The sequence below is a fragment of the Shewanella sp. NKUCC06_TVS genome, from assembly GCF_019345515.1.
Lineage (GTDB): Bacteria > Pseudomonadota > Gammaproteobacteria > Enterobacterales > Shewanellaceae > Shewanella > Shewanella oncorhynchi.
This window is the reverse complement of record NZ_JAHKQX010000020.1, coordinates 1-14760: the sequence shown is the minus strand read 5'-3', so window position 1 is coordinate 14760 and position 14760 is coordinate 1. Positions and strand designations below refer to the sequence as shown.

Sequence of the window (14760 nt, the reverse complement as noted above, 5' to 3'; positions counted from 1 at the left end):
TTAGTACCAAAATCACTGATATGAAATTGTTCACAGTTTCATATCAGTTTATATTTCAATTTTCGTTATATACTTAACTGAACTCAGTGTGAATACGTTAGTGATGTATAGCATTCAATGATTACTAGCAATGACACAGATAAAGGAATAGTCGAGTGAAATTAAGGGATAATTTCAAACGTAAGACCATAGATCGCTTAGATTATCGCTATCATCTGCTACTGCTTATAGTGCCGATATGTCTATTCATCCTGCTGTTTATCTTTAATGCACCCACAGAAAATTGGACTATCCTGCCCTTACTGTTTGTTTGCATCATTTATATTTTTGCCTACAGCCTAATTTACTATTTGCATCAGGGCCGTTTAACTCGACTATGGCAGCATTTAGAGCAAGTCGTCACCATCAACGATGCCATCTATGAACTCGCCCATCTCTCGAGCCATTATAAAAATGAGCATGCCTTTCTGGACGCCTTACTCAATAAAGCCGTGTACGTGATTAATGGTGCCGAAATGGGCAGCATCATTAAAATCAACGAGGTGAATAATAAACTGTATTTTGAATCTGTCGTGGGGCTCGATTTAGCAAAACTCAGACAACTGGATTTTACCTTAGAGCAAACTTTTGAATATCGACTCACTGAAGGGAGATGCGATCAAGTAGTGGTCATCAATGATATGAAGAATATCAATGCGGCTAGCACCTTAACGGAAGATGATCAAAAAGTGTTACTCTCAGTGTCGAAGCAGCCGATACGCTCAACCCTGTCTAGCCCTATTCGTATTGATGGCAAACTGTATGCCATGCTCAATCTCGATAGCAGTAGCCTTGGCGCCTTTAGCGATTACGACCGCAATCTTGTCTCTATCCTAACTCACGAAGCTAGCAATGCCATTGCGCTCTATCAGAAGTCACTGCAGATCACTAAACTCGCCAATTTTGATCCATTAACAGGACTTTATAATCGAAAGAATTTTGAAGATGAACTGCACCATTGGCAGCACAAACCTCACTTAGGCAGTTTTTTAATTATTATCGATATGGACAATCTCAAGTCCATTAATGATGCCTATGGGCACCAGATGGGTGATGTTGCCATCAAGCGAACGGCCACTGCCATGCTCACCTATTGGCAAAACAAAGGCATTATTTCCCGTTTTGGTGGCGATGAGCTTGTCGCTTTATGCCATGGGCCGTTAGCTCAAATTGAACAGGACTTAGATGATATGCGCAAAACCTTGAATCAAGGTTCAGAGCTTAGCCTAGGTTTTAGTTTTGGTATTGCCCCCTTCGAAGCCGATTGGTATCAATCCTTTAAGACTGCAGATCATGCTATGTATGAGCAAAAGCGTGCGAAGAAAAAAGCCATTCAGGCATTAGAAACCTTCGCAGTGAAAGCGCAATAAATCAATTGAAGTCAGTTGCTGCAGCCGATGTCAAAAGGCTAATATCAACAATCAGTAAGCGTCGGAGTTGAATATCTGAGTTTAAGATTTGAGTTTACTATCTCGATTAGCTATCTCGATTAAATATCTAAATTGAACACCGACAGTCAGCCATTCTCACTTAAGTGGCTGACAATGATATAAAAACGTAATCCTAACCAAAAAATAAACGCCACAGCCAAGATGAATCTAAATCTTCTTGGCAGGTTTTATATTGAGCCGCGTAGCGTTTCGACCTCGCATCCACCTTGTTCGCCACTTTCACTAACCACGCCTTAGATTTATAACTGCCACGGCGATAACCGCCCCAGCCTTCGTGATAATTAAGATACTGCGCCCGCGCATCCCATTTAGATACGCCATTTATCTTATGGGTTTTGCTAATAAACCAGCCCATAAAATCCAAGGCATCATCGAAATCACTGCGGCTCGACCAACTGTTTCCCGTCTCACGCACATAATCATCCCACGTCATGGTCTTAGCCTGCGCATAACCATAGGCATCGCTGGCACGGCCAATAGGGATAAAACCTAAAAAGTATTCCATCGGTGGCGCGGCGTTGTGCTTGAATGAACTCTCTTGATACATCATAGCTAACGGCACATGCACTGGCACACCCCATTTATCACGGACATCTTTAGCGGCATCGTACCAATCTCGGTGTTCTTGAAATATCTCACACAAATTTTCGGGAGACTTAGGCGGAGATGTCGCACAACCTGACAAGATGCCGAGACTTGCGCAGAGTAAGATAGCGGAGGATTTATTCATTAATATCATGTTCTTTGGAGAGTTAGCTCGCGCCATGATGTCATAGACTCAGGCTGAGGCAAGCATAAAAAGCCTTTTTTGCGCTTAGAAGATCTCAACGCTAGGGGCTAAATCAATATGACTTAAATCGTATGTTGCTGGCTTACCACTTGAACTTAACACTTTGGCTATTTCGTTTCGGGACTCAGCTCAAACTGACACTCATGATCTTCTTGCTGCCACACGCCGGGTTCCCAATACGCAGTGTCTTTACCCATATAGCGCTTATCGGTGTGAAATAACGCACCGATATGATAACGCTGATGACTTTCAACATTGAGCTTGAATACTTTGGGTGTCCGCGCGGCAAGCGTGACTGACAAACTTGGATCATCGATCAGCTCCGCAACGGTAAATTCATATTCGCCAGGCGCTAACTGATAATTAGGCTTAGAAACGACTGCCTGCCCGTTTAAATGGGTCACCACAACTCGATACCAGTGAGTACTGGCATCGGGCTGCAAATAACCCGACACAGTACCACAGCCCAGTGGGTCTTCAGGTGACGCGGCGCAGCCAGATAACAAGGCACTGAACACAATCAAAGCTGCGCGGGCACGTAGGCCAGTGAAAGAGAATAACCCCTCTTTCACGGCTTCACTCCAAAGTAATCTTCCAGATAATCATCGAATGAAACTGCACTCTGCGCCGCCTCTAGTTCAGCTTGCTTGTTAAGCGAACTGGATGCTTCAGCTTGATACTGCGCTATGGTCTCGCTCGACAAGGGATAATCGATAAAATATTGATAGTATTGCTGCGCTAACGTCATCACCCACTGACCATGATCTTGGCCCTTGTTGATCACGTTTTGCAGTACTTGTCCCGACAGGGTTAAATTCGGATCTTCAGCCGCTTTACGCCAATGGGCCAAAGCCACTTGATAATCCATCCCCTCACCATCAAGCAATACTGCCAAAGGTTGCAAGGCATCAAACAACTCTTCTAACCAAGATTTAAGCGAACGTGAACCGTCTGCAGTTAATAACTCAAGCCCAGGTTTACGGCCTTCAAGCACCACAGCTTTAAGATTCGCGCTTAATCTCGCCTCTTCGCTCGCCTCAGACTTAGGCGACTGCGTTAATAAACAATAGAGTAGGAATAAATCGAGGAAACGCACTTGTGTCGCCTCAATGCCAACTGGGCTAAATGGATTAACATCCAGCGCTCTCACTTCAATGTATTCCACCCCAGCACGGGCCAGAGCTTCAGACGGTTTCTCGCCACTACGTGTGACCCGTTTCGCACGGATTGGCGAGTAGAACTCGTTTTCAATCTGCAATACATTGGCATTAAGTTGACGATACTCACCATCGACTTTAACGCCGATATTAGCAAAGTTTGCTGAAGGCATTTTAGTGGCAGCATTCACGCCAGCCAGATACTCAGGCAAAGAGTTATAGCTGATATTTAGATCTTCTTGCTCTTTGTTGGTGTAGCCTAAATCACTCATACGCAACGAAGTGGCATAGGGCAGATACAGAGTTCCGTGGCCCGTTTTTTCAAACTTGAGGTCGGTTTTTTGATCTTTAATAAAGGAGCTACATAACGCTGGCGAGGCACCAAATAAATAAGGTAGTACCCACACTAAACGGCGATAGTTACGGATCAAGCCGAAATAGGATTCTGAAATAAAATCATCGTAAGTTAACTCTTTATCACTTAACTCATACAGACTTTGCCATAATTCTTGCGATACCGAAAAGTTAAAGTGCACCCCAGAGATGATCTGCATCAGGGCGCCATAACGATAGGTTAACCCCTTACGATACAAGGTTTTCATCATGCCAGTATTCGATGAGCCATAGCGGGCAACGGGGATCTGTTGCTCATCTTTCACATAGCAAGGCATGCTCACGGGCCACAAACGCTGACCATTTAAGTGGCGCACGCTGAAGGCATGAGTCTCAGTTAACCCAGTGAGAAGTTGCTCAACATTGTGATTTACTGGCGTAATAAACTCGAGCAAGGCTTCACTGTAATCCGTCGTAATACGTGAATGCATTAACGCCGAGCCTAAGGCTTCGGGATGCGAGTCTGTAGCGAGATAACCAAACTCATCAATCCGCAACGCCTCACGTTCTATGCCACGTAACATACCCAAGAGTGCGGTGCGCCCATTGGCGTCCGAGAGATGTTGTACTAATTCATTGAATGACTTCAATTTGCGCTTCTCTAATTGGTGATTCGCTATCGCGACAAGGTTAACAGTCAGACCTTTATTTTGAGGCTTATCTTGCAAAATATGCCTCAAAATAAATCTAAACCTGTCTGTGGGGCAAGCCAAATTCACACCTTGTATGATTAAAAGCAGACGGTGACAGCTAATGCTGTCACCGTCTTTCGATGTAAATCCGGTAAATATAGGGCAAATAGTCGTTAACTAATGCACCCGTCTATCTACCTATATAAGGGCGAAATACTAATTTACAATACTAAAGTTTCAATTGGATAGCCCAATACCGCTAAATCCGCTTCAATTGTCGCTTTATCTCCCACCACCAGAATCACCATTTTATTGATATCTAGCTCGGAAGCCGCGAGGGCATTGAGTTCATCTTTTGTTACAGTATTAATGATCTTGTCCTGTTGAGTCGTAAAATCTTGACTCAATTGGTAACGTTGGATCATCCGCATAAAGCCCGCTTTTTGATACGGTGTTTCATAATCAAGAGCTTGCCCTTGAGAGACTGAATTACGCATAAAGGCAAGTTCAGCATCTGTCATGCCCTGCTGCTGATAAGCACTGATTTCTTTTACAAACTCAATGAGTGCTTTCGCCGTCACGTCACTGCGAACGTTACTTGATGCGACAAAATCGCCCACTTCAGCACCGCCAGTAAAACGAGTGCGAGCACCATAGGTATAACCTTTATCCTCACGTAAATTCAGGTTGATACGGCTATTGAATGCGCCGCCTAACGGATAATTCATCAGATAGGATTTAAAATAATCGCCTGTGGCATCGTAGGGTAATGCGCGCTTGGCAATATTGATTACCGATTGCGCCGCACCAGGTTTATCAATCACATAAATTGTGCCGCCTTTTAATGCAGGGAGTGGCTTAAGTGGCGGTACCACAGCTGCTTCTCCTTTCCACTGGTTTAATCCCGCTAGTTTAGGCAGCAATGCAGATTCAGATAAATTAGCAACAGTGACAATTTTAGCGTTGCCGCCTTGATACTGCTGGGCATAAAACGCTTTTACATCGGCTAACGTAAGCGCCGCGACTGAATCGAGCGTACCGAGATCATTCACACCTAACGCATTGTCTTTACCGTATAACAAAGACGACAACGCCGTATCAGCCAGATAGCTAGGATCGGACTGCATATGCTGGATCTGTTGTAATTGCTGCTGTTTCACTCGCGCAAAGTCAGCTTCGCTGAACGCTGGTTGAAACAGCTTTTCTTCCATAATCGCCAGCGTCTCATCTAAATGTGCTGTCAGAGCCGATACTTTGATCGAACTTTGATATTCAGACGCACTAAAGTCGACACTACTACCTAGCATTTCTAAGGCTTGTGATAGTGCTTCACTGCTGCGCTTCTGGCTCGATTCATTAAGCATTTCCGCAGTCAGCGTTGCTAAGCCTGCTTTTTCGACGGGTATGAGTCTGTGGCCACCATTGAGATAAACAATTAACTCAACTGTTGGCGTTTCAGTACTTTGAGTGCCCATGACTTCGATGCCATTGGCTAAGGTTTTTGTCCAAATTTTAGGTACTTTGAGCATAGGTGCAACGCCAGATGCAGGCATCTTAGTCCGATCAAAACTTGAAACAAGTTCAGGCTTGGGCAAATCCCCCTCTACCGCAGAGTGTGCAATCGGCAACGTTGCTGGCGTGAAGTTATCCGCATGAGCAATAAGTGACGTCATTCCCTGCGGCACCACACTCATAACCACCATAGGTTTATCTTTAATGTATTGCTTAAACACGCGCATCACATCGTCTTTGGTCACATTGGCATAACGATTCAGATCTGAGGCAATCATGTTCGGATTGCCCGACAGCGTTTGGTTCATCGCTAAGGTCGACACTTTGCCAGAAACACTCTGCAGGCTATAAATAGTATCAGCCTCAAACTGCACTTTGACTTTTTGCAAATCGTCATCGGTAACGCCACGTTGCTCAAACTCCTTAATCGAGTCGAGAATACGTTGCTCCAGATCTGCCAGTTTGCCGCCCTTTTCAGGATTGGCTAAAGCATAAATCGACATCTGACACGCAAGCTCTTGACAAGGATGACTCACATTAGCCTGCACGGCATAACCGTCCTTAACCAAGTTTTTATATAATAAGGATGTTTTACCACCACCTAAAATATTGGCTAACAGATCGAGCGCGGCTTCATCAGGATGCCTTGCGTATACGGTTGGAAAACCAATACGGATCAAAGGCAAGTGCACTTGATCTTCCATGGAGAGGTAACGCGTTTTATCTAAGTTAACCAGCGCCTTTTGCTCTAACGAGACTTCAGGACCGCGGGGGATTTCACCAAAATATTTATTGACCCAGGCTAAGGTCTGCATTTCATCGAAATCGCCACCTATGGTCAGGGTTGCATTGTTAGGGCCATACCAACGTTGGAAAAAGTGTTTCACATCATCAACTGTGGCGCGATTAAGATCGTCCGGCCAGCCAATCACAGGCCAAGAATAAGGATGCCCGACAGGATACATGGCTTGGCTAAAACGCTCACTCATGCGGCCATAGGGCTGATTATCGATACGTTGTGCACGCTCATTTTTGACGGTTTCGCGCTGCACTTCAAATTTTTCACTGGTGAGTGCCGGCAACAAAAAGCCCATACGGTCCGACTCGAGCCACAACATTTTTTCTAATTGATTGTTGGGTACTGTCTCAAAGTAATTGGTTCTGTCGGTATTGGTCGTGCCATTTAGGGTACCACCGGCTTCGGTAACCACTTCAAAATGCTGTTCATCGGCAACATGCTGCGAGCCTTGGAACATCATGTGTTCAAATAAATGCGCAAATCCCGAACGCCCAGCTAATTCACGGGCAGAGCCCACATGATAAGTGACGTCGACATGCACTAAGGGATCGGAATCATCTTGATGTAAAATAACCGTTAACCCATTGGCTAATTGGTACTTTTTGTAGGGGATCCCTACTTGCGAATCGGCCAATTGCACATTTTCGATAAGTTTAACGCCTGCGGGTAAGTTCGCCGTAATCGTTTCAGATGCACAACCCGCAAGTGCGGCAGAAATTGCGACCGCTAATATCCATTTCTTCAAAACATTCCCCTCATACATCAATGGGCCAAAAATACAGCTTCATAATCATAGTGCTGCGTTTAGTCATAGTGCGCTTAAATGATTAAGCATTGGGATTTATGACTCGCAAAATTAACACTAAGTTCCTATCTATACAGTAAATTCAGTCTAAACGGAAAAACACTCCCCACCCTTGACCATTAAATACATCCTAGCGCCATCATGCCATCCATTGCAGCACGGCAGCGGCAATAATTAAGTAACGAATTGTTTTACCAATTAAAATCATCACCAAAGAGGGTATTAGCGGTAGCCTCAACCAACCCGCCAATAAACAGAGAATATCGCCGACAACTGGTGCCCATGAGAGTAACAACGCCCACACGCCGTAGCGTTCAATCAAGGTGAGCCCCTTTGCGTGTTTACCTGTCGCTAACGCTTCTGGTGATTTTGCGAGGCGACCTAAGCGGCCTAAATAGAAACTAGTCATCGCGCCCAACGTGTTACCAATACTGGCCACCACGACCAGCGCAACCCAAGCCTCTGGAGTTTTGTTTAATAGCGCCACGAGTAAGACTTCAGATCCCCCCGGTAACAAAGTCGCCGCTAAAAAAGCGCCGGAGAACATAATGCCTAACTCAGTCATAATGGCTTACTCAATGATAAATCTCTCTTTTTGTATTCAATGCGATAAGGTTTGCCATGGGTTAATTGAATGTTTCACTTAATCTTTTTACAACAAACTCACTTATCACAATAAGTTATAAGAAAAACGGTTTGTTATAACCCTAGCTCTGTCGATACAATGGTTAACTATGGCAGGCAATAACCATGCGCATGACTGAGAGCGCGTTAACATCACGCTCAACTCGTTAAATACGAATCCTATCATCGCAGGCCTATTGGCTCACTCTTAATTTATTTTTCTGGAATATGCATGATCCTTCAAACCATTAGCCGCATTCCGTTTTGGCAAAAAGTCTTAGCAGGCTTTATCTTAGGTGCGCTCGTTGGCGTTATTTTAGGTGAAAGCGCCACAGTGCTAAAACCATTAGGTGATCTGTTCATTGGGGCCATTAAGATGTTGGTCGCACCTTTGGTATTTTGTGCCATTGTCGTGAGTATCACATCGCTCAACTCGCAAACCAGTCTGAAACGCCTGAGCTTGAAAACTTTGGGTATGTTCATGCTGACAGGCACAATCGCCTCTCTGATCGGCTTAGCTGTGGGCTCAATGATCGACATGGGTGGCACCATGCAACTCACAACGACTGAAGTGCGCGAGCGTAATATTCCCGGTTTCGCACAAGTGTTGCTCGACATGATCCCTGTCAATCCTTTTGCTTCACTCGCTGAAGGCAATGTACTGCAAATTATCGTGTTTGCAGCTTTGGTAGGTATCGCTATCAATAAAGTCGGCGAGAAAGCAGAGCCATTAAAACGCACCATTGAAGCAGGTGCTGAAGTCATGTTCCAACTGACTCGCATGGTCTTAAAACTCACTCCTATCGGTGTGTTTGGTTTAATGGCATGGGTTGTGGGTGAATATGGTTTATCAACCTTATTGCCTTTAGGTAAGTTTATCGGGGCTATCTACATTGCCGCTTTTATCCACATCATCTTTGTTTACGGTGGCTTAGTGAAATTTGTCGGTGGTTTAAGCCCACTGCAATTTTTCCGCAAAGCTATGCCAGCGCAGTTAGTCGCCTTTAGTACTTCCTCAAGTTTCGGTACTTTACCTGCGAGCACCCGCGCAGTCGAAACCATGGGTGTATCAAAGCGTTATAGTGCCTTTGTGATGCCATTAGGTGCGACCATGAATATGGACGGTTGTGGAGGTATTTACCCTGCGATTGCCGCTATCTTCATCGCGCAGATTTACAATATTCCGCTCGATACACTGGACTATGTGATGATCGCCGTGACTGCGACAGTAGCTTCTGTTGGTACCGCTGGCGTACCAGGAAGTGCGATGGTGATGTTAACTGTCACCTTAGGTGTGATTGGTCTGCCACTTGAAGGCATTGCCTTTATCGCCGCGATTGACCGTATTATCGATATGATCCGCACAGCAACGAACGTAACGGGCGATATGATGACTGCTGTTGTGATTGGTAAATCCGAAAATGAACTCGATGAAGTACAGTTCTATTCGAATGACAATCAAGACATTACACCTGTGAGTTCGTAGCAATAACAATACTGTATAAACAGTATTAAGCTAAATCATCAGTACCATTGACCACAGTAAGAGACCGCTTCGGCGGTCTCTTTTATTATCCTGCAAACAGTCTTTAATCTATTGGCTTTAGAGACCACAATCGACTTCGACAGTCTCTATTAACTGCAAAATAGGTTACTCAAATAAGATCAAGCTGTTAGACTCTAAAACTACTCTAACTCACACTTTAGCAGAACAGACAATGACGAGACTCTTCCTTATCCCGCTGATCCTATGTTTGTTTTGGGCGTTATTTTTAAAAGCCAACAAACTCACGCTAAAACAAGGCCGGCGAGGTTTTATCTACATTATCGGTATAGGTGGCGGGCTGATTTTAATCCTTATGGCATTACTCTGGTTAACAGCTTAGGTTAATACCAAGGATTTATAATATAAATGAGTGACTTAATAAAAAAGCCAACTCAATACTGAGTTGGCCTTAGTGATAAAACAGCGTTAACAACTAGAATAAATTCGAAGATAAACCCGCTTAATTTACCCACTCAGTCAAGCACAATCAGTTAACCCAATCTGTCATCACCCCAGCACGGCAAGCAAAATCCCCGCAGCCACAGCAGAACCTAGCACTCCCGCCACATTGGGTCCCATGGCGTGCATCAACAAGAAGTTATGTTGATTGGCCTCTAATCCAACTTTATTCACGACTCGTGCTGCCATAGGTACAGCCGACACCCCTGCGGCACCAATCAACGGATTAATCTTACCACCCGACAACTTACACATCAGTTTTGCCATCAATACACCTGCAGCAGTACCAATGCCAAATGCTAAAGCTCCCAATACCAAAATTCCTAAGGTTTCAAGCCGCAGGAATTGGTCGGCAGATAACTTAGAACCGACAGCTAGACCTAAGAAAATCGTAACGATATTGATGAGCTCGTTCTGCGCCGTTTTCGATAATCTATCCACTACGCCAGATTCGCGCATCAAGTTACCAAGACAAAACATACCCACTAACGGCGTAGCCGCAGGTAAAAAGAGAATCGTTAATCCCAGTACCATCAAAGGAAAAACGATCTTTTCCTTCTTACTGACTTCGCGCAGCTGCTCCATTTTAATTTCGCGCTCGGCTTGAGTTGTCAGTAAACGCATGATCGGCGGTTGAATAATAGGGACTAACGCCATGTAGGAATAGGCCGCGACCGCAATCGCACCTAATAACTCAGGCGCCAGTTTTGAGGCAAGGAAAATCGCCGTTGGTCCATCGGCACCGCCAATAATCGCAATGGCCGCCGCATCCTTCATGGTGAACTCAAATCCCGGCACTAAGTTCAGCGCGATTGCGCCAATCAGTGTCGCAAAAATCCCAAACTGCGCAGCAGCCCCTAATAACAGAGTTTTAGGATTCGCAATCAAGGCGCTAAAGTCGGTCAGCGCACCAACACCCATAAAGATCAACAGTGGAAACACCCCAGTCTCAATCCCCACATAATAGGCGTAATACAACATGCCACCTTCTTCGGTAAATCCCGCATGGGGAATGTTCGCCAGCACTGCACCAAAACCAATGGGCAACAATAGCAAAGGCTCAAAACCACGTACGATGGCGAGATACAAGAGCAAAGCGCCCACTGCCATCATCAACACTTGCCCGCCAGTAAAGTGAGCGATTCCCGTCTCGGCCCAAAAAGCCATTAAACCTTCCATAATGCCTCCTACGCCAAGGCCAGTAATTGAGAACCCACAGACACTGAGTCACCTTCTTTCACCCAGAGCTTAGCGATAATGCCATCGCCCTGAGCACTAATTTCAGTTTCCATCTTCATCGCCTCAAGGATGATCACGACATCGCCTTCACACACTCTATCGCCTGGAGAAACATGCACTTTGAAGATGTTGCCCGACAGAGGCGCGCTCATTTCAAGCCTGATCTCTCCATGGCTCGCAGTTGGCGTTGAACTCGCAATAGCAGCTTGTACGGCATGAACACTTTGGCCCTGTGACTGGATTTGCGAGATCTCCCCGCCTGTGGCGACTTCAACTACGTACTCTTGCCCTTCGACAGTTACCGTGTAGGTTTCAGGGCCGCGATCTGTAGCATTAGAAGCAGCAAGTACCGAAGTCAATTCAGGCTTAGGCTCAAAGGCGCTTGGATCGTCACGATTCTTTAAGAACTGCAATCCTATTTGTGGGAAGAGTGCATAGGTCAGCACATCATCGTCATGCTCTGAAGATAGGCGAATGCCTTGTTCCTGTGCTTTATCAGCTAACTCAAGCCGTAATTTAGCCAGCTCTGGCGTTAATAAATCAGCAGGGCGACATGTAATGGCTTCGGTTCCTTGTAAGACTCTCGCTTGCAATGCGGCATTGACTGGCGCAGGCGTCGCGCCATATTCACCCTTAAGCACGCCTTCAGTCTCTTTAGTCAGTGACTTATAACGCTCACCCATCAACACATTAATGACCGCCTGCGAGCCGACAATCTGCGATGTAGGTGTCACTAAGGGCAAAAAACCTAAGTCAGCACGCACGCGGGGAATTTCTTCCAAGACCAAGTCCATCTTATCGGCCGCGCCTTGTTCCTTAAGCTGGCTCTCCATATTGGTCAGCATGCCACCAGGCACTTGTGCACGTAAGATCCGCGAATCAATGCCTTTCAGCGCGCCTTCAAACTTAGCGTACTTCTTGCGTACTTCACGGAAATAAGCGGCAATCTCCTCAAGCAATACCATATCGTAACCAGTCGCACGCTCAGTATCTTCCACCATAGCGATAACGGTTTCAGTAGCAGTATGTCCATAGGTTTGGCTCATTGACGAAATTGCCGTATCGAGCACATCGATACCCGCTTCAATGGCTTTCTGATAAGTGGCGGTACTTAATCCTGTCGTCGCATGACAATGCATAGATAACACGAGTTGCGTTTGGGATTTTAGTCTGCTAATGAGCTCAAACGCTTCCATAGGCTTAAGTAATCCCGCCATATCTTTGATACACAAAGAATCACATCCCATATCTTCGAGACGTTTTGCCATATCAACCCAAGTCTCTATGGTATGCACTGGACTTGTGGTGTATGAGATCGTCCCCTGCGCATGGCCGCCAACTTGGCGCACCGCTTTCACCGCAGTTTCGAGATTACGAACATCATTCATTGCATCGAAAATACGAAATACATCGACGCCATTAGTATGGGCACGCTCAACAAAACGCGTGACTAAATCATCGGCATAATGGCGATAACCTAATAAGTTTTGGCCACGCAGCAGCATTTGCTGCGGCGTATCAGGCATTGCCTTTTTCAACTCACGAATTCTGTCCCAGGGATCTTCACCAAGATAACGAATACAGGCATCAAAAGTCGCCCCGCCCCAAGATTCCAACGACCAGAAACCAATCTTATCGAGTAACGGCGCTATAGGTAACATGTCATCAATGCGTAAGCGCGTCGCTAAAATGGATTGATGTGCGTCCCGCAATACGACATCAGTTAAAAATAATGGCTTAGCCACTGCTGTCGTAGAATTAGATACAAAAGTCATACTGCTCCCCATTACTTAATCTGTGAACGATACTGCTTTACCGCTAGTGAAATCGCAGCGACCAAACTTGGCTCTAAAGGTTTAGCATCAGATTGCGCTACCCTCTGCTGACTCTTAGCATGATTTTTAGCAAAACGTGCAGATGCAGCATCGACTGCACACCAACGCGCAACCAAATGAATCCCAAGGATTAGTACACTTAAAAATAAATAAACTAAGCCCATCCCCAAAAACATAATGCCAACGGCATCCAATAAAGATTGCGTTACATCCTCCATAGCTCCCCTAACCCTTACTCTCTAGATCCCTATCAACAGCGCGATTGCCCCAAAATCATCGCTATCGCATTACAAGTTCAAAATTCATCAAATGAACAGCTCCAAACTATGGTTCTTCCGTAAACAGACACATAGCGACCACCAATCAGAAAAATCGAATAAAAAATCACATTTCAAAGCTAACTAATCACACAACAAGAAAACCAGTTGAACTCAACCTGCTACGAACATAACCAATTGATAACAAAAAAACCATATCAGTGTAAATTGGTCTTACCAAAATTAAGTAAATCCACAGGCGGCAAGTTATTAATCCTCATAAATCGAGCGATTAATTCAATATTCCATAATGAAACAAGCATAATGTTGGATTTAAGCTGAAGTGATGTCTTAGGCTAAAAAATGATTCCTAAATTGAAAACAACGAGCATAGGAATAAATCAAGTGAAAAAATATGCAAATTTAACAATCCAAGCTACTGCCATCTGACTAAGTGGCAAAATAAAAAGGAATATTGTTCTGAAGACATTGCTTGAAGCAGAGGAATGGGTTCAATTCAGCAAATTAAATCAACTTAAATGCCCCCTAGATACCAACACAGAGCAGTACCTAGCAATACGGTTGGTGTGGAACGGCTATTTAAAAGATAAGCAACAGTGCTACCTGAGCTAGAGCTCAAGCGTTTAGTTATGCGCAGGATTAAGCAATAGGACGAGAACGAAATAGGAAATCCTAGGACCGACAAAGAACTCAGTAATTGAAATGGCTAGTGAGTTGGTGAGTTGGTGAGTTGGTGAGTTGGTGAGTAAAAATAGCGGAGAAACATGCAAGCTGAAAGAAAAACGGACTAATTTCTACAAATTGCGAATGCAAAAAAGCCAGCTTATTCAGCTGGCTTGGTTACATCTCAATGAGATAATTAGGCGCTTAGCGATGACCTACTCTCACATGGGGGTGAAATCATAACGCTATCAATACGGAGTATTTAACCATGATTGAACGCGAAGAAGCTTGTCTTCGTAGCCGGGGAGTCCGCTTAGCGGCGGGCGACCGCCATGGATGGTGGAAGTGTCAATATTGGAGGAACATTTATTGACCGACATCGAGATAAGTTTTTCGCGGAGCGTATAAAACACAAAAGCCCTAGCGATTTAGGCTAGGGCTTTTGTGTTTATTTGGATGCTTGGCGATGACCTACTCTCACATGGGGAGACCCCACACTACCATCGGCGCGTTTGCGTTTCACTTCTGAGTTCGGGAT

Annotated in this window: 11 protein-coding genes; 3 read left to right on the top strand and 8 right to left on the bottom strand. The window is 45.0% G+C overall.

The genetic code is table 11. The annotated features are described in order from the left end of the window. Positions 1-155: 155 nt before the first annotated feature. A complete protein-coding gene (locus KO531_RS19235; RefSeq protein ID WP_219252012.1) occupies positions 156-1409 on the top strand; it encodes a sensor domain-containing diguanylate cyclase in 1254 nt (417 codons plus the stop codon). Positions 1410-1602: 193 nt separating this feature from the next. Here the strand turns inward: KO531_RS19235 and KO531_RS19230 are convergent, their stop codons facing one another. The 5 genes from KO531_RS19230 to KO531_RS19210 form a co-directional block, all read right to left on the bottom strand. After that, positions 1603-2220 (bottom strand): hypothetical protein, encoded by a 618-nt coding sequence (locus KO531_RS19230; RefSeq protein ID WP_081729062.1) that lies wholly within the window; start codon positions 2218-2220, stop codon positions 1603-1605. A 167-nt stretch (positions 2221-2387) separates the two neighbouring features. Beyond that, positions 2388-2852, bottom strand: coding sequence for a hypothetical protein (locus KO531_RS19225; protein ID WP_168823560.1), 465 nt, complete (start codon positions 2850-2852; stop codon positions 2388-2390). Then, complete coding sequence (gshA, locus tag KO531_RS19220; protein ID WP_219252011.1) at positions 2849-4498, bottom strand: glutamate--cysteine ligase; 1650 nt, start codon at positions 4496-4498, stop codon at positions 2849-2851. Before gshA ends, KO531_RS19225 begins: the two co-directional genes overlap by 4 nt. A 185-nt stretch (positions 4499-4683) precedes the next feature. Continuing rightward, complete coding sequence (locus KO531_RS19215; protein WP_219252010.1) at positions 4684-7536, bottom strand: pitrilysin family protein; 2853 nt, start codon at positions 7534-7536, stop codon at positions 4684-4686. Between the two features lie 181 nt (positions 7537-7717). Continuing rightward, positions 7718-8143, bottom strand: coding sequence for a YqaA family protein (locus tag KO531_RS19210; protein ID WP_219252009.1), 426 nt, complete (start codon positions 8141-8143; stop codon positions 7718-7720). Between the two features lie 291 nt (positions 8144-8434). Between KO531_RS19210 and KO531_RS19205 the strand changes: the two genes are divergently transcribed. Together KO531_RS19205 and KO531_RS19200 are read left to right on the top strand one after the other, a co-directional pair. Further along, complete coding sequence (locus KO531_RS19205; RefSeq protein WP_113941634.1) at positions 8435-9688, top strand: dicarboxylate/amino acid:cation symporter; 1254 nt, start codon at positions 8435-8437, stop codon at positions 9686-9688. A 232-nt stretch (positions 9689-9920) separates the two neighbouring features. Then, positions 9921-10088 carry a hypothetical protein gene (locus KO531_RS19200; RefSeq protein WP_168823570.1) on the top strand — a complete coding sequence of 56 codons (168 nt, stop codon included), beginning with the start codon at positions 9921-9923 and terminating at the stop codon, positions 10086-10088. A 167-nt stretch (positions 10089-10255) separates the two neighbouring features. Here KO531_RS19200 and KO531_RS19195 read toward each other — a convergent pair whose 3' ends face one another. The 3 genes from KO531_RS19195 to KO531_RS19185 are packed head-to-tail and all read right to left on the bottom strand — an operon-like array spanning position 10256 to position 13499. Then, positions 10256-11386 carry a sodium ion-translocating decarboxylase subunit beta gene (locus KO531_RS19195; RefSeq protein WP_219252008.1) on the bottom strand — a complete coding sequence of 377 codons (1131 nt, stop codon included), beginning with the start codon at positions 11384-11386 and terminating at the stop codon, positions 10256-10258. Between the two features lie 8 nt (positions 11387-11394). After that, the gene (gene oadA / locus KO531_RS19190) at positions 11395-13221 is read right to left on the bottom strand and encodes a sodium-extruding oxaloacetate decarboxylase subunit alpha (RefSeq protein WP_219252007.1); all 1827 of its coding nucleotides are present in this window, start codon (positions 13219-13221) and stop codon (positions 11395-11397) included. A gap of 11 nt (positions 13222-13232) precedes the next feature. Then, positions 13233-13499, bottom strand: coding sequence for an OadG family transporter subunit (locus KO531_RS19185; protein WP_113941635.1), 267 nt, complete (start codon positions 13497-13499; stop codon positions 13233-13235). Positions 13500-14760 lie beyond the last annotated feature (1261 nt).